The 17,563-nt window shown below is 53.0% G+C and carries 20 protein-coding genes; 2 read left to right on the top strand and 18 right to left on the bottom strand.

Annotation, left to right across the window (positions count from 1 at the left end):
- Positions 1-516 precede the first annotated feature (516 nt).
- The 5 genes from ACEQ15_RS02405 to ACEQ15_RS02385 all read right to left on the bottom strand — a co-directional run bounded on the left by ACEQ15_RS02405 (position 517) and on the right by ACEQ15_RS02385 (position 4,386).
- Entirely contained in the window at positions 517-1,122 is a 606-nt protein-coding gene (locus ACEQ15_RS02405; RefSeq protein WP_370277429.1) for a Yip1 family protein, read from the bottom strand.
- Positions 1,123-1,242: 120 nt separating this feature from the next.
- Complete coding sequence (gene cyoE / locus ACEQ15_RS02400) at positions 1,243-2,154, bottom strand: heme o synthase (protein ID WP_370277428.1); 912 nt, start codon at positions 2,152-2,154, stop codon at positions 1,243-1,245.
- The gene (locus tag ACEQ15_RS02395; RefSeq protein ID WP_370277427.1) at positions 2,141-3,151 is read right to left on the bottom strand and encodes a heme A synthase; all 1,011 of its coding nucleotides are present in this window, start codon (positions 3,149-3,151) and stop codon (positions 2,141-2,143) included. The genes cyoE and ACEQ15_RS02395 overlap by 14 nt, the downstream gene beginning before the upstream one ends.
- Positions 3,152-3,178: 27 nt before the next feature.
- Positions 3,179-3,673, bottom strand: coding sequence for a hypothetical protein (locus tag ACEQ15_RS02390; RefSeq protein WP_370277426.1), 495 nt, complete (start codon positions 3,671-3,673; stop codon positions 3,179-3,181).
- Positions 3,670-4,386 carry an SURF1 family protein gene (locus tag ACEQ15_RS02385; RefSeq protein ID WP_370277425.1) on the bottom strand — a complete coding sequence of 239 codons (717 nt, stop codon included), beginning with the start codon at positions 4,384-4,386 and terminating at the stop codon, positions 3,670-3,672. Before ACEQ15_RS02385 ends, ACEQ15_RS02390 begins: the two co-directional genes overlap by 4 nt.
- Before the next feature lie 35 nt (positions 4,387-4,421).
- Between ACEQ15_RS02385 and ACEQ15_RS02380 the strand changes: the two genes are divergently transcribed.
- Positions 4,422-4,631, top strand: a complete 210-nt coding sequence (locus ACEQ15_RS02380; protein WP_370277424.1) for a twin transmembrane helix small protein — start codon at positions 4,422-4,424, stop codon at positions 4,629-4,631.
- Between the two features lie 18 nt (positions 4,632-4,649).
- Here the strand turns inward: ACEQ15_RS02380 and ACEQ15_RS02375 are convergent, their stop codons facing one another.
- From ACEQ15_RS02375 to ilvC, 11 genes are all read right to left on the bottom strand, one after another.
- Positions 4,650-5,534 carry a cytochrome c oxidase subunit 3 gene (locus tag ACEQ15_RS02375; RefSeq protein WP_370277423.1) on the bottom strand — a complete coding sequence of 295 codons (885 nt, stop codon included), beginning with the start codon at positions 5,532-5,534 and terminating at the stop codon, positions 4,650-4,652.
- Positions 5,531-6,109, bottom strand: a complete 579-nt coding sequence (locus ACEQ15_RS02370; protein WP_370277422.1) for a cytochrome c oxidase assembly protein — start codon at positions 6,107-6,109, stop codon at positions 5,531-5,533. Before ACEQ15_RS02370 ends, ACEQ15_RS02375 begins: the two co-directional genes overlap by 4 nt.
- 31 nt (positions 6,110-6,140) lie before the next feature.
- Entirely contained in the window at positions 6,141-7,724 is a 1,584-nt protein-coding gene (gene ctaD, locus ACEQ15_RS02365) for a cytochrome c oxidase subunit I (protein ID WP_370277421.1), read from the bottom strand.
- A gap of 18 nt (positions 7,725-7,742) precedes the next feature.
- Complete coding sequence (coxB, locus tag ACEQ15_RS02360; RefSeq protein WP_370277420.1) at positions 7,743-8,855, bottom strand: cytochrome c oxidase subunit II; 1,113 nt, start codon at positions 8,853-8,855, stop codon at positions 7,743-7,745.
- A 230-nt stretch (positions 8,856-9,085) separates the two neighbouring features.
- On the bottom strand, positions 9,086-9,289 hold the full coding sequence (locus ACEQ15_RS02355) for a DUF2970 domain-containing protein (protein ID WP_370277419.1): 204 nt from the start codon (positions 9,287-9,289) through the stop codon (positions 9,086-9,088).
- Positions 9,290-9,456: 167 nt separating this feature from the next.
- Positions 9,457-10,086 (bottom strand): sulfite oxidase heme-binding subunit YedZ, encoded by a 630-nt coding sequence (locus ACEQ15_RS02350; RefSeq protein WP_370277418.1) that lies wholly within the window; start codon positions 10,084-10,086, stop codon positions 9,457-9,459.
- A gap of 22 nt (positions 10,087-10,108) precedes the next feature.
- The gene (gene msrP / locus ACEQ15_RS02345) at positions 10,109-11,116 is read right to left on the bottom strand and encodes a protein-methionine-sulfoxide reductase catalytic subunit MsrP (protein ID WP_370277417.1); all 1,008 of its coding nucleotides are present in this window, start codon (positions 11,114-11,116) and stop codon (positions 10,109-10,111) included.
- A gap of 131 nt (positions 11,117-11,247) precedes the next feature.
- Positions 11,248-12,009 (bottom strand): CDP-diacylglycerol--serine O-phosphatidyltransferase, encoded by a 762-nt coding sequence (gene pssA, locus ACEQ15_RS02340; RefSeq protein ID WP_370277416.1) that lies wholly within the window; start codon positions 12,007-12,009, stop codon positions 11,248-11,250.
- Between the two features lie 86 nt (positions 12,010-12,095).
- Entirely contained in the window at positions 12,096-12,833 is a 738-nt protein-coding gene (locus ACEQ15_RS02335) for a type 1 glutamine amidotransferase (protein ID WP_370277415.1), read from the bottom strand.
- 117 nt (positions 12,834-12,950) lie between these two features.
- Positions 12,951-13,520 (bottom strand): protoglobin domain-containing protein, encoded by a 570-nt coding sequence (locus tag ACEQ15_RS02330; protein WP_370277414.1) that lies wholly within the window; start codon positions 13,518-13,520, stop codon positions 12,951-12,953.
- Between the two features lie 159 nt (positions 13,521-13,679).
- Complete coding sequence (gene ilvC / locus ACEQ15_RS02325) at positions 13,680-14,696, bottom strand: ketol-acid reductoisomerase (RefSeq protein WP_370277413.1); 1,017 nt, start codon at positions 14,694-14,696, stop codon at positions 13,680-13,682.
- A 167-nt stretch (positions 14,697-14,863) separates the two neighbouring features.
- Here ilvC and ilvY point away from each other — a divergent pair, with 167 nt between their 5' ends.
- Positions 14,864-15,736 carry an HTH-type transcriptional activator IlvY gene (gene ilvY / locus ACEQ15_RS02320; protein WP_370277412.1) on the top strand — a complete coding sequence of 291 codons (873 nt, stop codon included), beginning with the start codon at positions 14,864-14,866 and terminating at the stop codon, positions 15,734-15,736.
- Position 15,737: 1 nt separating this feature from the next.
- Here the strand turns inward: ilvY and ACEQ15_RS02315 are convergent, their stop codons facing one another.
- Positions 15,738-16,448, bottom strand: coding sequence for a hypothetical protein (locus ACEQ15_RS02315; RefSeq protein WP_370277411.1), 711 nt, complete (start codon positions 16,446-16,448; stop codon positions 15,738-15,740).
- Positions 16,441-17,193: a hypothetical protein gene (locus tag ACEQ15_RS02310; protein WP_370277410.1), complete on the bottom strand. Its 753-nt coding sequence runs from the start codon at positions 17,191-17,193 to the stop codon at positions 16,441-16,443. The genes ACEQ15_RS02315 and ACEQ15_RS02310 overlap by 8 nt, the downstream gene beginning before the upstream one ends.
- Positions 17,194-17,563: the final 370 nt, after the last annotated feature.

Here is a 17,563-nt window from a genome sequence, read left to right as displayed (position 1 = left end):
GATATTCGGCTCCAGTTAAAACAACTTTGTAAAAATGAATTCACTTGGTTGCTTATCTGGATAAAGTTTTTTGTGCTTTATCCTGACAAGCGCCCACACGAATTATCTGATCAATTTGTTAAAGAGCGGCTTGTGACGCTGCGTTAGCGTTGTCTCAAGCGAGGCGCATATTTTACTGCGCCGCGTGTCGTTGTCAACCGTTTATTTGCAAGTTTTTCAAAAGTTTTTGAAGCTTGCCGGTGATTACGACGACTTAAAAATTCACTAACTAAATCAGTGAGTTATTTAAGCCTCTCTGCCTGAGTGACTGTGCCGTTGAAGGCTGTTCTCTCAAGCGAGGAGGCGCATTCTACAGACCTCAGATTGCGCGTCAACCGCCTTTTGAAAAAAACTTCAAAAAAGTGAAAAAAAGGCGAAATCTGAGCATACAACGTACAGAACAGTACAAAGAACGCACAATCTCAAACTGTAGACGTAAGAAAAGCGCCTGATGGCGCTTTTCTTCCTTGGCTACGCTCAATATGCAGTATAGCTCAGCGGTACTAACGTACCCCACAGCACAACAGTAGTAGCGATCAAGCCTACCAGCACGCACAGGCCGACGGTGAGGATAGAGGTTGAGAAGAAGAATCCACGGTCTTCCGGGATCTGCATAATGATTGGCACACCGGTGTACAACAGATACACGGTATAACAAAGGGCGATCATGCCCACAATCACGTTAAACCACAGCATTGGATAGAGACCGGCCAAGCCGGACAGGAACAGCGGAGTCGCCGTGAATGTGGTTAGCACCATACATTCATCAAATGATACTTTGCCGCCGTAGGTTTTTTCCATCCAGTGAATAGCGTAGGCAATTACCCCGACGGCAAACCACATTGCAAAGTAGAATGCGATTGCTGCCATAAAGGCACTCATCACTTCGAGCCGGACATAGTCGGTACCGGCAACACTCCACCCGATCTGGGTCGTACCGATAAACAGCGATACGGCCGGAATTGCCGCGAGGATACTGATTTGAGCTACGAATATATGGAAGGTTGAATAGTGCTCCTTGCGTATCATTCCCCATTCATCTTTTGGGTGATACAGGATTCCCATCATATGTTGCAAAAACATGAGGCTACCCCCTCAGGTGCCGCACTTCCCTTTTGCGAGTACACCTAGTTAAAGTTGATTGATCATCGTTTAGGTTTTACTCCATTTCCTTCTGGTTTCAGGAAGTTGATATTCAAAGCTTTAGCCGATGGGCATAACGGTGGCGAAATGATCCACCAGCAATACCACAAAAAATAGCATGATGTAGTTGATGCTATGACGAAACATTTTCATGGGCTCACCCACTACGCGTTTGCTGTATACGCGCCATGCCCAATACATAAACCGTGCATTCAGCAGCATTACCCCCAGCAGATAGAGCGCGCCTGACATACCGGTCAGGTAAGGCATCAATGTGCATAGCACCATCAACACCGAATAGAGCAGAATCTGCAAACGCGTGTAGTCCTCACCATGGGTGACCGGCAACATGGGAATACCCGCTTTGGCGTAGTCTTTCTTACGGGCGATGCAGAGCGCCCAGAAATGAGGCGGCGTCCAGGCAAATATGATCAGTACCAGCAACAGACCATTTGGGTCCAACTGACCGGTCACGGCGGTCCAACCCAGCAATGGAGGCGCAGCACCGGCGATGCCGCCGATCACGATGTTTTGCGGCGTCGCACGCTTCAGGTAGACGGTGTAGATCAGTGCATAACCGATCAGCGAAGCCAGCGTCAGCCAGGCAGTCAGGGGATTAACCAACACCACCAGCATTCCGATTCCGACAGTGCCGGTGACAGCTGCGAACATGAGTGCTTTTTGCGGAGAGAGCTTACCTTGCGGTAACGGTCGACTTTGGGTGCGCGCCATCTGCTCGTCAATGCGACGGTCCATAACATGGTTCACAGCAGCGGCACTGCCTGCGGCTAAACCGATCCCGATCGTACCGAATAGCACAGCATCCCAGGCGGGTACTCCGGGAGCAGCGACAAACATGCCCACAATCGCGGTGAGCAGCATCACCGCCACTACCTTCGGCTTGCACAGTTCCAGATAGTCACGCCAACCGGCATGCTCGATAGCTACAGCCATCACTTTATCGTTGCGCATGACGAACTCCCTCCTTTTGCAATCCCACCCGGCTATACAGCCATACCAGACTGAGCAATAGGGCAACCGCTCCACCGTGATGGGCAATCGCCATGTATCGTGGCAACCCCCAGGCGACGTTCAGCATTCCCAGCACGTTTTGGGCAATAACGATCAGTGCAATAAAACCAATCGGCGCCAACAGCATCCGCTGTTTTCTTAACATCAGGCACAACATCAACAGGTACGCGGTTACCGCCAATGCCCCGATACGGTGGACGACCTGTATCGCCGCCCTGGATTCACGGTCCTTTAAACCACCTTCGTGGCTCTGGCCATCAAAACGCGGCAGTGAAAAACCGCCTTTGTAATCGAAAGTGACTTTCTCACCTCGCTCACATACCAACCAGTCGGTACACGCCCAGCCCGCATAGTTTGAACTGGTCCAGCCACCCAACATGATCTGCCCGAACAACAGTGCTGCTCCGATCACAATCCAGCGTTTATGGCGTACCGGCCCAGGCGGTTTAACCTGTTGATAAATACGTTTGAGCTTATAGCGCAGGACAAACAGCAGACTGAGTGTCAGCAGTCCACCCAGCAGATGCAGGGTCACCACCTGGGGAAGCAGTTTCATGGTGACCGTCCACATGCCAAAGGCCGCTTGCAGGATTACCAGTACCAGTAAACCGAATGACAGTAGCAACGGATAATCATTTCGGTAGCGCTCCTTCCAACCCAGATACGCTAATGCGGCGATCATCAATCCCAGGACGCCTGCTGCGTATCGGTGAACCATCTCCAGCCAGCCTTTAGCTTCCACCAGCGGTTGCTCCGGATAGAGCTGCTGGGCAGATTCCAGCTTGGCTTTATCCACAGGCAAAATCATCTCGCCATAACAGCCTGGCCAGTCCGGACAACCAAGACCCGCATCGTTGATCCGTGTCCAGGCTCCGAGCAGAACCACCACCAGCGCCAACAGGATCGCGATATGACAAAGCCGGATCACCCTTTCCATGATACGTTCCCCTTACTTCAGCAGGCGTTATCCAATCTTGGAGAGTTTCAATAAACGCTTGAGATCCTTCAGCAGACCCCGGGGAGGCTGTTCCAATGGATACCGCATTACCAGGTTACCCAGTGGATCAGCCACCCATATGCCGTCACCGATCGCCCCGATATGTTCGCTGACCAGCATCTGGTTATCCGCAGCAGGTACACCACTCACCATATGCCACTGCACCCGGTCGCGTTCCTTACCCAGTGCCAGATGCAGATTCGGTAGCACCTCTTTCCAGCTATCGCAGGCTGCATCGCAGGTGTCATAGGTCAGCAGCAACTGCCAGTCGCCGCTGTAAACCCACTGCTCACCGGCAGCATCCTCTATCTCCCAGTCTTTAAGCTCTTCACCGGGTGATAACAAGTCACCGTGGTTGGTTTTAGCCAGCGGAATGCCCACCTGTCCGAAATACATCACCATCGCCAGCGCCATTGGGATAAAACCCACACCCCACACCAGCCAGAATGTTCCCTTGTTCATACACGCACCTCCCCGTTTCGCAACTTGCGGAGGTTCCAGACGATTAATCCCAGCAGCACCGCAGCCATCACAAACCACTGCAGCGCGTACGCCTGATGCTTCTCCGGTTGCATCACCGTCGGTGTCCAGCTCAGATCCAGATGTGCGATTATCGGATCGCTTGGGCGTATCACCCACGGCATCAACTTCAGCCCCAGTTGCTGCTCCAGCCTACTGATATCCAGGCGCTGCAGCCGTTGTGGCCAACCTTGCTGCGGACTGCTCTCGGCGAGTACCAACAGCTCAGAGGGTTCTGTTAACCGTCCTGAGACGGCCACCGTTCCCTCAGGTAGTACTATTTCAGGATAGATCCGACGATCCGGATTCGCCTGTATCCAGCCTAGATTGACCAAGACTGGTATTACCATGTCCTGTGGATAAAACAGGGCCACCACTTCATAACCCACTTTCCCCTCGCGGGTTCGGTTATCGAGCAGTAGCCAACGTTCCCGGTCGAACTCGCCCTGACTTTCTACGGATGAGAACCGTACCAGGTCCGACGATGCCAGCGATTGCGTTTGCTGGGCTCGGCTCTTCCAGCTCTCCAGCAGCTCGCTTTTCTGCTCTGCCCGATCCAGCTGCCAGAACCCCAAACTCACCAGAACTGGCCACAGCAGCAGCGCCATTGCCAACAACATCCACTTGAAGCGACGCATACTCTGAACTTTACTCACAGTGTCATCCCTTTCTTTGGCTACAGGACTCCGCCATGTTTAAAGTGCTCCTTGTTGTGCTTTTCCTTGCCGCCGTGATCAGCCTGTTTTCCGGTCTGTTCTTTATCCTGAAAGACCAGGGCCAGTCCGGCCGTACTGTCAAAGCGCTTTCCCTGCGTGTCCTATTTTGCGTCCTGCTGCTTCTGGCGCTCGCCTACGGCATCCTCAGTGGCAATCTGACACCTAATAATCCCTGGCCGGTTTGATCGCTATTGGCTTGCCCCTTAAAGAATGTAAACAAACAGGAACAGACCAACCCATACCACATCCACGAAGTGCCAGTACCAGGACACGGCCTCGAAGGCGAAGTGATTATCCGGGGTAAAGTGTCCCCGCATCACACGAACCCAGATCACCAGCAACATGAAGCTCCCCAGGGTTACATGCAGACCATGGAAACCGGTCAGGATGAAGAAGGTCGCCCCATAGATACCGGCATTCAGGGTGAGCCCCAGTTCCTGATAGGCAACGATGTACTCTTCCGCCTGGAAATAGATAAAGACCGAACCCAACAGGATGGTCGCTGCCAGCCAGATGACGATGGCGTCACGCTTGTTCTTTCTTAGCGCATGGTGCGCCAGGGTGACGGTCACGCTGGAGCTGAGCAGCAATACTGTATTCAACAGCGGGATATGCCAGGGATCGATGATCTCTTTAGGCCCCGGAAACGCCTCCATGTCCGGCGTAGTCATCAGCGGCCACTGCGCTTCAAAGCCCTGCCAAAGCATATTGGTGATCCCCTTCTCGCCTTCACCACCCAACCAGGGCACGGCGAGGGTGCGGACATAAAACAGCGCACCAAAAAATGCCGCAAAGAACATCACCTCGGAGAAGATGAACCAGCTCATACCCCAGCGGTAAGACTTGTCCATCTGATCGCTATACATGCCCGCCATGCTTTCCTTGATCACGTTACGGAACCAACCGACCAGGATTGCCGCCAGGCACAACGAACCGATCAGCAACGAGAATCCCGACAAACCGGAACCTTCCTCGCTCCCCAGACTGTTGATATAACCACCCGCACCAATCGCCATCAGGAAGAGCGAAATGGACGCCAGTATTGGCCAGCGACTCTGGTGGGGAACGTAGTAGCTTTGCGTGCTCATAACATGAACCTCCGCATCGATGGCTGCCCGGCGCTATAGTTCGCCTGCAACTGCGGTGTGATATCAAACAAGGTGTAGGAAAGCGTGATGGTGGTGATGTGCTCCGGCAGCTCCGGATCGATCACAAACAGCAACGGCATCTCCATGGATTGCCCCGGCTCCAGCGCCTGGCGCTCGAAGCAGAAGCAGTTGATCTTCTGCAGATACTCCGCCGCTTCCGCCGGTGCCACCGACGGTACTGCCTGGGCGATCATGTTCTGTCCGGTGGGGTTATAAGCCAGGAAAGCGGTTTGCCCGGTCAACCCCGGATGAATCGTCATGGTGGTGGTGATCGGTTCAAACTGCCACGGCATCGCTTCGTTGTTTACCGCGATCAGCTGCAGGTTGATCTCCCGGCTGCGATCCACCTGCATCGGCCCGGCCGGCCCGGTACGGGTCACCTTGCCGTTAAGGCCGGTGATATCGCAGAACACGTCGTAAAGCGGCACCAGGGCAAAACCAAAGCCAAACATCAGCAGACAGCCCAGCACCAGCTTACGCACCAGTTTTATGTTCTCGTTCTGGAGTTGTGCCATACAGCACCTCCCCTCTCTTTATTTCACCTGTCTATTTCACCAGCGGTGGCTGCGCAAAGGTGTGGTACGGCGCAGGCGACGGTACTGTCCACTCCAGCCCCTCAGCACCTTCCCAAACCTGCGCGGTGGTGTGCCGTTTGACGCGGATACACTGGATCACGTTGTACACCAGCAACAGCTGGGAGAAACCGAAGATAAAGGCCCCCACAGTGGCGACGGCGTTAAAGTCGGCGAACTGCAGGGCGTAGTCGGGAATACGGCGTGGCATCCCGGCCAGACCCACGAAATGCATCGGGAAGAAGGTGATATTCACGCCGATAAAGCTGAGCCAGAAATGCAGCTTGCCCATCCCTTCGTGATACATATTGCCGGTCCACTTTGGTAGCCAGTAATACACCCCGGCCACGATGGAGAAGATGGCGCCCGGTACCAGCACGTAGTGGAAGTGCGCCACCACGAAGTATGTATCGTGGTACTGGAAGTCGGCCGGTGCTATCGCCAACATCAAACCGGAGAAACCACCGATGGTGAACAGCACCACAAACGCCAGGGCAAACAGCATCGGGGTTTCAAAGGTCATCGAACCGCGGAACATGGTGGCCACCCAGTTGAACACCTTCACCCCGGTCGGTACCGCAATCAGCATGGTGGAGAACATAAAGAACAGCTCCCCGGCCAGCGGCATACCCACGGTGAACATATGGTGCGCCCACACGATAAAGGAGAGGAAAGCGATGGACGCTGTCGCGTACACCATAGAGGCGTAGCCAAACAACTTCTTGCGGGCGAAGGTTGGAATGATCTGGCTGATGATACCAAACGCTGGCAGGATCATGATGTACACCTCAGGGTGCCCGAAGAACCAGAACACATGCTGGAACAGCACCGGATCACCACCACCGGCAGCATTAAAGAAACTGGTGCCAAAATGGATATCCATCAACATCATGGTGACCACGCCTGCCAGGACCGGCATTACAGCAATCAGCAGGAACGCGGTGATCAGCCAGGTCCACACGAACAGTGGCAGCTTCATCATGGTCATGCCGGGGGCACGCAGATTGAGGATGGTAGCGATGATATTGATCGCCCCCATGATCGAACTGATCCCCATCATGTGCACAGCAAAGATAAAGAAGGTCACACTCGGTGGCGCATAGGTGGTGGATAGCGGTGCGTAGAAGGTCCAGCCGAAGTTAGGCGCACCACCCTCCATAAACAGGGTGGCCACCATCATGCTGAAAGCAAAAGGCAGGATCCAGAAACTCCAGTTGTTCATGCGTGGCAACGCCATATCCGGAGCACCGATCATCAGTGGCACCATCCAGTTGGCCAACCCCACAAACGCTGGCATGACGGCACCGAACACCATTATCAGGCCGTGCATGGTGGTCATCTGGTTAAAGAAGTTCGGGTCCATCAACTGCAGGCCCGGCTGGAACAGCTCTGCCCGGATGCTGAGCGCCATACAGCCGCCCAGCAGGAACATGATCAGGCTGAACCAGAGGTACATCGAACCGATGTCTTTATGGTTGGTGGTATAAAACCAGCGGGTTATACCGCGTGCCGGACCGTGATGCTCATCGGTCTCAACAGTTTGCTCCAGAGTACCCATCTGCACGCTCCTGTCGCTCTACTGTTTCAGCTTGCTGATCTGGGCCGGTGTGACCAGATCACCCGAGTTGTTGCCCCAGGCATTTCGCTCGTAGGTAATGACCGCCGCCAGCTCAACCGCATCGAGCTGATCACGAAATGCCTGCATCGCTGTACCGGCCTTGCCGTTGAGCACCACATCGATATGCGCTGTCGGTTCGGCCACCATCATCGGATTGTTCTTCAACGCCGGGAACGCACCCGGAATCCCCTCACCACCAACCTGATGACAGGCGGCGCAGGCCCGGTTGTAGACCTCCTCCCCTTTCTCCATCAGATCAGCCAGGGTCCAATCCTTAGTGGCTGCATCACTGGCCTGGGCTTTTGCCTGTTGCATCTCTGCCAGCCAGAGGTTGTAGTCTTCCTCGCTGCGCACATCGACCACAATCGGCATAAAGCCATGGTCCTTACCACACAGCTCGGCGCACTGACCACGGTAGATGCCGGGTTCAGGCACAATGGTCCAGGCTTCATTGATAAATCCGGGAATCGCGTCTTTTTTCACCGCCAGATCCGGCACCCACCAGGAATGAATGACGTCGTTGGCAGTCAGCAGGAAGCGTACTTTTTTGCCAGCCGGGATCACCAATGGGTTATCCACTTCCAGCAGGTAATGCTCACCTTTCTCGGATTCATTGGTGATCTGCTCTCGCGGAGTGGAGAGCGATGAGAAGAAGTCGATATCCTCACCCAGATACTGATAACGCCACTTCCACTGATACCCTGTCACCTGGATATCAATTTCAGCCTCGCTCTTGTCGTACATCTTGATCAGGGTTGCGGTGGCAGGTACCGCCATACCGATCAGGATAAAGAACGGCACAATGGTCCAGATAATCTCGACCAGGGTGTTTTCGTGAAAATTGTGCGCTTCCGCACCGCGGGATTTTCGGTGATTGATGATCGAATACAGCATGATGCCGAACACGACCACACCGATCGCCACACAGATCCAGAAGATGGTCATGTGCAGATCATAAACCGCGCGACTGATCTCAGTGACGCCCGGCATTAGATTGACTTGCCACTCGGCATACGCCGATGGAGATAGGATTAAGCCCAGTAGGGCAAGTCCCCTTCCTATGAATTTCATGCTCCAGGCCCTCTTGCATCCACGCAAAGAAGCCCGTCGAAACCCTAAAAGTCACACTATGGCGCTGTACAGCAATCTCAACGTCGGTAGTGGTAGGATTACGGCAGGCTTACGCTTGTTGCCTGAGCTCCGTCCCAGATTCCTACCAGTCCGCTTGGTTTTTGAAGTATAGCAGTCCTGAATTTTTCGCAAGTTGGATTTTCAAATTCAGGTATTCACAAGAATCGGATTCATGCTCCGGCCATCGATAAGGCCCAAGTCACCAGGAAGATCACAAAGACTACAAACAGGGCCATCACTACCACACCCAGAAGCATCCAGGTCCAGGTATGGCCAGCGGAAAAATCCCGCGCATGATTTTGGGAGGACTGTACCCCGAACATAGCGGCCAGGGCACTTAGAAACATTTGAACGATGGTGGGCTTCTCTGACATAACAACCTCCTGACAGTCGGGTATCAACCATCTGTAAAGACGTTACGTCACAGGACCTAATGGGGGCCTACATTGCAGAACAAGACAGTAAAACGGACAGCAGAATAATCACGCAACGTCACTCCTCTCAGTCTGGCACAGATTTTTAGGCATGCTTACAACGGTGATCAGGCCGCACGCGCAGCCTGCATCACCCGGACTTTCTTCTGCAGATAGAAATACACACGGCTGCCGAGCAACATACTCAGGATGGCACCGTACATCAGTTGTTCGCCAAAGTCGGAACGGATCTGCCAGATGATGTGCACCATCACCAGCAGGGCAATCGGATACACCAGTTTGTGCAGGCGCAACCAGTTACGTCCCAAGCGACGCTGCATGCCCCGGGTAGAGGTCACACCCAGCGGAATCAGCAGCAGCAACGCCGCCGCGCCGACTACGATGTAGGGCCGTTCGACCAGCTCCTTGAGCAGCAAATCCCAGCGCCAGCCGAGGATAAAGGTAGCAAATGCAAGCAGGTGCACAACAGCGTAAAACAACGTGTAGAGCCCCAGCATACGACGATAGCGCATCGGCCAACTGAACTTGAAGATCCGGCGCAGCGGTGTAATCGCCAGGGTAGTCCACAGCAGGTTGATCGCCCAGATACCGGTCTCATGTACAATTTCCTGGGCCGGATCTGCACCCAGATTAAAGATCCAGGCGTTGTAGGTCAGCAGCCCCAGCGGTACCAGCGGCAGCAGGAAAACCAGCCACCACTCGGCATACCCCAGCCATTTGGATTTCGTCTTAGCCATTGCCATAACGCCCCCTACCCGATCAGTACCACTTCTTCAGATCCATACCCCGGTACAGCTCGGCCACCTCCTCGGCATAACCGTTAAACGGCAGGGTATCGATGCGGTTTGGATTAAACAACGACGACGGTAAACGACGCTCGCTTGCCTGACTCCAGCGCGGGTGATCCACCGCCGGGTTCACGTTGGAATAGAAACCGTATTCCTGCGGTGCCATCTGGTTCCAGGTGGTTTTTGGCATCTTGTCGGTCAGCCGGATACGCACAATCGACTTGATGCTCTTGAAGCCATACTTCCACGGTACCACCAAACGCAGCGGTGCACCGTTCTGCGGTGGCAGCGCGTTGCCATACACCCCCACCGCCAGCATGGTCAGCGGGTGCATCGCTTCGTCGATACGCAAACCTTCCACATAGGGCCACTCCAGCGTACTGAAACGGGAACGCTGGCCCGGCATCTGTTCCGGATCGAACAGCGTGGTGAACTCCACATATTTCGCCTTAGAGGTCGGCTCAAACTTTTTCAGCAGGTCGCCCAGTGACAGTCCCACCCACGGCACCACCATCGACCAAGCTTCCACACAACGCAGGCGGTAGATACGCTCTTCCAACAAATGTGGTTTCACCAGGTCTTCCAGGTTGTATACACCCGGCTTACCCACCTCACCACTGATCTCCACCTTCCACGGGTCGGTGTTGAAGTCCTGCGCGTGTCGTGCAGGATCTTTTTTACCGGTACCGAACTCGTAGAAGTTGTTGTAACTCATCACGTGGAAGTACGGCGTGAGCTTTTCGTCGGTCACATACTGACCGTTACGTTCACTCGCACGAATTTTCTGCTGCAGCCAGTCGGGTCCCCGGTAGATCGGCAGGTCCTTTTCCACCTCATACTCAGGAATCGCATTCGCTGCCCCGGTTGCCAGCAAGGCGGCGGTTCCCAATGCCCCGCGCATAAAGTGGCGACGATTGAGGTACACCGATTCAGAGGTGATTTCCGAGGATTTAATCGAGTCTGGCTTCTTTATCAGCATAGCGGCATCCACTGTCGAATTTACGAATGGTTGCAGGTTACCCCGCCTAACTGAAACTATCCTGAAAAGCGTTCATAAGGAACAGATACAAAAAAACCGGCACTTGGCCGGTTTTTTTAAGAAAGCTGGGATCAGATTTTCTTGCGCTTGCGCAGTGCCCACTGAACCGGGCCGGACAGGGCATAACCCAACAGCAACAACCACAGGAAGGTTGGTGGGCTGATGGAGATAACACCTAGGCCCAGCACGATCGCCGCCAGAATGATAAATGGCACCTTACCTTTGAAATCTACATCCTTGAAACTGTAGTACAGCACGTTGCTGACCATCAGCAGACCCACGGCTGCTACAAAGAACGCAATCAGATATGCATATGGACCACCGTCCACATCGTACTCCACCGCAGCCCAAACCATACCCGCAACAGATGCTGCGGCCGCCGGACTTGGCAGACCGATGAAGTAACGTTTATCCACAGAGCCGATCTGGGTGTTGAAGCGCGCCAGTCGCAGTGCAGCACCCGCCACATAGATGAATGCCGCAAACCAGCCCAGCTTGCCGATATCGCTCAGGACCCAGTTGAACGCAACCAGTGACGGCGCCACACCAAAGGAGACCATATCGGAGAGGGAGTCGTATTCTGCACCAAACGCACTGGAGGTATTGGTCATCCGTGCCACACGACCGTCCAGGCCGTCGAGCACCATCGCAACAAAGATCGCAATGGCTGCATTTTCGAAGTGACCGTTCATGCTGGCGATAACCGCATAGAAGCCTGAGAACAGTGCACCTGTGGTAAACAGGTTTGGCAGCAGGTAGATACCCCGGCTACGAGGCTTCGGAGATTCCGGCTCGTTGCTCTCCGGGGTTGGATTATCCGGTTGCTCTGTCATTCTGTTTTCTATTCCTAAATACATGAAGAGCGGACATTCTACTGTGCCCGCCTACAATAGCTCAAATAGAGCCGCTCAAATGAGAATCAGCCAAGCAGAACGCGGTCGACGAACTTCGCCACCAACTGGTTGGAATCGGGGGTTTCCACCGCCGAGCTCAGCACCCGATCCAGGTGACCATCGCCGTCGGTGTAGTGGGCTTTGTAGTGGGTCAGACGCTCTACCAGAGTGCTCTTATCCACTTCCGGGTGGAACTGGAATGCCCAGAAAGGTTTGTCTTTGACGCGCAGCACATGAATGCACTGACTGGTGTAAGCGATCACTTCGCAGCAATCCGGCAACTCTTTCGCATACTGACGGTGTACAGACACCGCATGGAAGCCGTTTGGCACATCCTTAAACAACGGATCATCCAGCGACGTATCGGTCAGCAGGATCGGCAGTGTGCCCATCTCGAAGTCATCGTCTTTGTGCAGAATCTCGCCACCCAATGCCAACACCACCAGCTGGAAACCAAAGCAGGAAGCAAACACCGGCTTGTTGATCTCGGCGCAGCGACGCAGCAACGCCTGGCTGGCTTCCACAAACGGGAACTCATCCGGCTTCAGCACATTGGCTTCGCTGGCACCGCCGACAAACAACGCATCGTAATCATCAGCCACCGTATCGGCAAAATCAGGGGTATCAAATACGTTCAGCACCTCAATCTGCTGCGGTTGCAGACCGCTGTACGCCGCGAAGCTTGCATGCTCCTCTTCGCGCACTTGTCCGCCTTCGCGGATCTGCAGTAGCAAGACTTTCAGGTTCTGCCGTGATTTACCCATGATCGCTCCCCTTGGGGCTGTATTAGCAACGTGAATTTAGCGTGGCTGCCTTAATGGTATACGAAGTTTCGCATAAGGCAGCATACTGCAAAATGTCAGACTGCGACCTGTAATCGATCAGTCAGACTCGCGGTATGCGTTTGCCAGGTTGTCGAACAGTTTACGACTCATGCCGGTAATTGCCAGAAAACGTTCCAGCTCTTCCGCCAGCAATGAGGTTTGGTAAGACTCCTGCATGATGATAAGCGAGTAACCGGTCACCGCATTGACCGCGCGCATCATACGTCCCATCGTCACCGGATCATCAGCATACACTTCTGCCAATACGGGACACAGGTGATTATTGATCAGCACGATACCGCTGGACATAAACTCCACCGGCAGCTTAACACGTACGTGCACTTCGCCCACATGGTGCATGGTCTGAGCGAAATCTCCGTCGTAAGGACCGCTGAAGATACGTTCCAGCCACGCCTGGTGGGTACGTTTCAGGCTTTCCAGGCGCCCTTCCAGGAACTTCATCGCAGCCGGAATTTTCTGGAGATCCGTATAAAAGCCATCGGTTACGTTTCCAAGATGTGGAATAAGTTTTGCGCCTTCAGCCAGCAGCAGGGCTTCATCTTCCGCGGTAAAACCCGCATAGCCTTTTCCATGCTCCGCCAGCGCGGCGTAATCGATATCGCTCATCGGTACTCCCTTCATTCAAGCTGCATTTTGAGCGGCGAATTTTAAAGCATCCAAGCCTCAACTTCAGCTCAAATGGATGCAATTCCTCCGAAGGTAGCCCCCAAAACAGAAAAGGCCGGCATAAAGCCGGCCTTTCGTCAGATCAGACTGGAAAAACGCTTAGTTTTTCTCTTTGTCTACGATCTTGCTAGCAGCGATCCATGGCATCATCGCACGCAGCTTCTCACCAGTCTCTTCGATTGGGTGTGCAGCGTTGTTACGACGACGTGCAGTCATGGATGGGTAGTTAGTCTGGCCTTCCGCGATGAACATCTTCGCGTACTCACCGTCCTGGATGCGTTTCAGAGCGTTACGCATAGCTTCGCGAGACTGTTCGTTGATTACTTCTGGACCAGTCACGTACTCACCGTACTCCGCATTGTTGGAGATGGAGTAGTTCATGTTCGCGATGCCGCCTTCGTACATCAGGTCAACGATCAGCTTCAGCTCGTGCAGACACTCGAAGTAAGCCATTTCTGGAGCGTAACCCGCTTCAGTCAGGGTTTCGAAGCCCATCTTAACCAGCTCAACCGCGCCACCACACAGTACAGCCTGCTCACCGAACAGGTCAGTTTCAGTCTCATCTTTGAAAGTAGTTTCGATGATACCGGAACGGCCGCCACCAACGCCCATTGCGTAGGACAGAGCCAGCTCTTTAGCGTTGCCGGAAACGTCGCGGAAGATCGCGATCAGATCAGGGATACCACCGCCGTTTACGAATTCGTTACGTACAGTGTGACCAGGTGCTTTAGGAGCAACCATGATTACGTCCAGGTCTGCACGTGGCTCAACCTGGTTGTAGTGGATGGAGAAACCGTGAGCGAATGCCAGGGTAGCGCCCTGCTTGATGTTCGGCTCGATCTCTTCTTTGTACAGCTGGCCCTGGAACTCGTCCGGAGTCAGGATCATTACCAGGTCAGCGGAAGCAACAGCGTCAGCAACGTCAGCAACTTTCAGGCCGTGAGCTTCAGCTTTAGCACGGGAAGAGGAGCTAGCGCGCAGGCCAACAGTTACGTCTACACCGGAATCCTGCAGGTTGCACGCGTGCGCGTGGCCCTGAGAACCGTAACCGATGATGGAAACTTTTTTGCCCTGGATGATAGAAAGATCGCAATCTTTATCGTAATAAACCTGCATGGTAAATCACCTGAAATAATTGGGTTAAATAGGGGACCCGGTACAACGGCACCACAGCGAATCCATGCATGCCCCGAATCGATGCGCCTACTTTAGGCGAATAAAAGCATTGCGTAAACTGATATATATGCAATATTACATGCCGTTTTATGCAATACTTCTGAAATATGGATACGCGCCTTCTGAAACTCTTTCTCAGCCTCGCCGACACCCTGCATTTTGGCCGGGCCAGCGAGCTGAACCACATCAGCCCCTCTGCCCTCTCGCGCAGCATTAAGCAGCTGGAAGATGAGGTCGGCGTAGACCTGTTCGAGCGCAACAACCGCACTGTCACCCTCACCCACGAGGGTGAACTGTTCCGTGACTATGCGCGCGAAGCGCTGCTGCAGTGGGATGTGATCCGCGATGCGCTGATGGAGGAAGCGGAAGAGCTGCACGGCGAGATCAGCGTGTACTGCTCCGTCACCGCCAGCTACAGTTTCCTTTATGACATCCTCAGCCAGTTCCGCCTCAACCACCCCAGCGTTGAGATCAAACTGCACACCGGCGACCCGGAGCACGCCATCGGCCATATTCTCTCCGGCAGCGAAGATATCACCATCGCCGCCAAACCCGATCCGCTACCGGTAGGTATCGCTTTTAAGCCGATCACCATCTCACCGTTGGTGTTTATCGCCCCTGCAGAACAGGGCAACCTGGAGCCGCTGCTGGAACAGGAAGACTGGGCGCAGATTCCGATGATCGTGCCTGAAAGCGGCGTGGGCCGAAAGCGCGTAGACGAATGGTTTGAAGAACGTGGCCTGACGCCCACCATCTACGCCCAGGTGGCCGGTAACGAAGCGATTGTATCAATGGTGAGTCTGGGCTTTGGTGTAGGCGTCGTACCACGCATCGTGCTCGACAACAGTCCGTTGGCGAACAAAGTGCAGGTGCTGGATGTACGGCCGGAACTGGAACCTTACGAAGTGGGCCTGTTTGCCCTGGACAAGAAACTAAAAAGCCCGCTGATACGGGCTTTCTGGGAACAGCTCAAAGGGTAATCTACACTTCTTTGAATCTATCGAACTCAGCGGGCATCAATGATAAAAAATCATCCGCACTCATTGAAAAGAGATCATAGTTTATCTCTATCTGCTTCAACCAATTGACGTATCTATAAACACAGCCAGGACTGGTTCTACCAGAAGCCCCACGTTTAAAGGTTTTCCTATCACTGTCGAAATAGAGCTGGCTCGCAGCTCTAATTAATCCATCGCAGCTCAAGAAATACTGTCTCGCCATCAATTGCTCGATTAACTCTCCTCGAACATGAAGCCCCTTACTTAACAGAAACCAAGAATCCCTGTCATATTTTTCAACCAACTGCCACGTTGTAAAAACCGAGTGTCGAGGCCGGTGCTTGTAGTCTTGGCTCAATATGTAGTTATAGGACTTACTAGGATTTCGACTACCATCTGCCTTTACTGGACACAGTTGATCAAACCAATACAGTGCCAATCCACTCCAGAATCCCACATCCCCAATTAAAGGTTGAGTATCGACAGAAGATAAGCCTTTGACCAAGTGGACACCTAAGTCATAACGAGTTTCAAACTCTCCACTACCAAGGTCAACCGGTTCTTCCAAAGGTTCTGAAGTACCATGATCAGTGAGCAAAAAATGGGGCGTATTCTGCTTAGCTCCCGCTCTTAAATCCTCAATAAATCGTTCGAACTTGAGAACCCCATAATCATTCAGTTTTCTCTCAATCATCTCCTTCCTCCATGCGATGAGACAGAGTACTGCTTAACTCAAACTGCTTGCAGAAGCTTTCTACGACTTCGTCAATCCAGTTCAATTTCTCGATCAAATCTGAATTACCATCTACCGGTCGATCTGGAGCTAAATGTTCTGCGAAACGAATCCACTCTTGATAGATTTCATCTTCTTCTAGATCTGCATGGCAGATGTACGATAAAACTTCCCTTAAAGCAGCCGGAAAGATAAGAGACTGAAAGAGAACATTGTTTTTAAGCTGTTCGATAGCCGCCGGAATCTTGTCATTGATGCAGAGTTCAGGCTTACCACCAGTCTCAAATTCAACCTTCCAAGTAACCTCTCCAAGAGGCCTTTTTCTAACAGTAAACAAGCTGGCCCGCGAATCTTCATCAATGTCGCCAGACGCCTTTAACCTATCTGCGCTAGCAATTAATCGCCCCACTCGTTCGCTTTCATCCACAATTCTCACCCGAAACAGTACGGGACCAGACAGATCCAACTGATCAAGGGACAAGTCATCCGGCTTGTCTATGTGTCCAACCGAACCAAAGAAAAATCTCTGAAGCGTATTGTTTCTATAGGCCTCAATATAAATAGCAGCTGTACTAGGCAGAGACCGAGTATCAAGACTAAAATCCACATCAAAAGCTAGCCGCCCCCCTTGCTTCTCGTGCAAGTGTATCTGGATTTCTCGCGACTCTATTTTACGTCGCCCCGTATGGTTAATTGTTCTCTGCACTGCCAGCCCCTTTCCGTGATAGCTTTATCTTAAGATCCCTATTGTCATCAAACCCTACTACTGATATCTGAAAAGGCACTCTTTCAACATGAAAGCGCAATGTATTTTGCTTTTTCGAGAGCACTGTACCTGAGTCTTCTGTCAGAGTTACGGCAAGACTTTTATTCCCAAGTTTGAAATCCAAAGGCGAGTACTTTTTGAAAGGATCTCCTGTAGCGACATCATAGGCCGGTAATCCCCCCGAAAAGTAGCGGTGCTCAAAAGTAGAATTTTCTCGTAACCTATGCGCAGGAGATTCTGCATGAAAAAGTCACGTTACACCGACAGCCAGATCATGGCGATTTTGAAGCAAGCTGAAGCAGGCACGCCC

The sequence above is a fragment of the Pontibacterium sp. genome, assembly GCF_964228735.1.
GTDB lineage: Bacteria > Pseudomonadota > Gammaproteobacteria > Pseudomonadales > Balneatricaceae > Pontibacterium.
The sequence above is the reverse complement of the archived record's forward strand: the minus strand, read 5'-3'. Positions and strand labels throughout refer to the sequence as shown.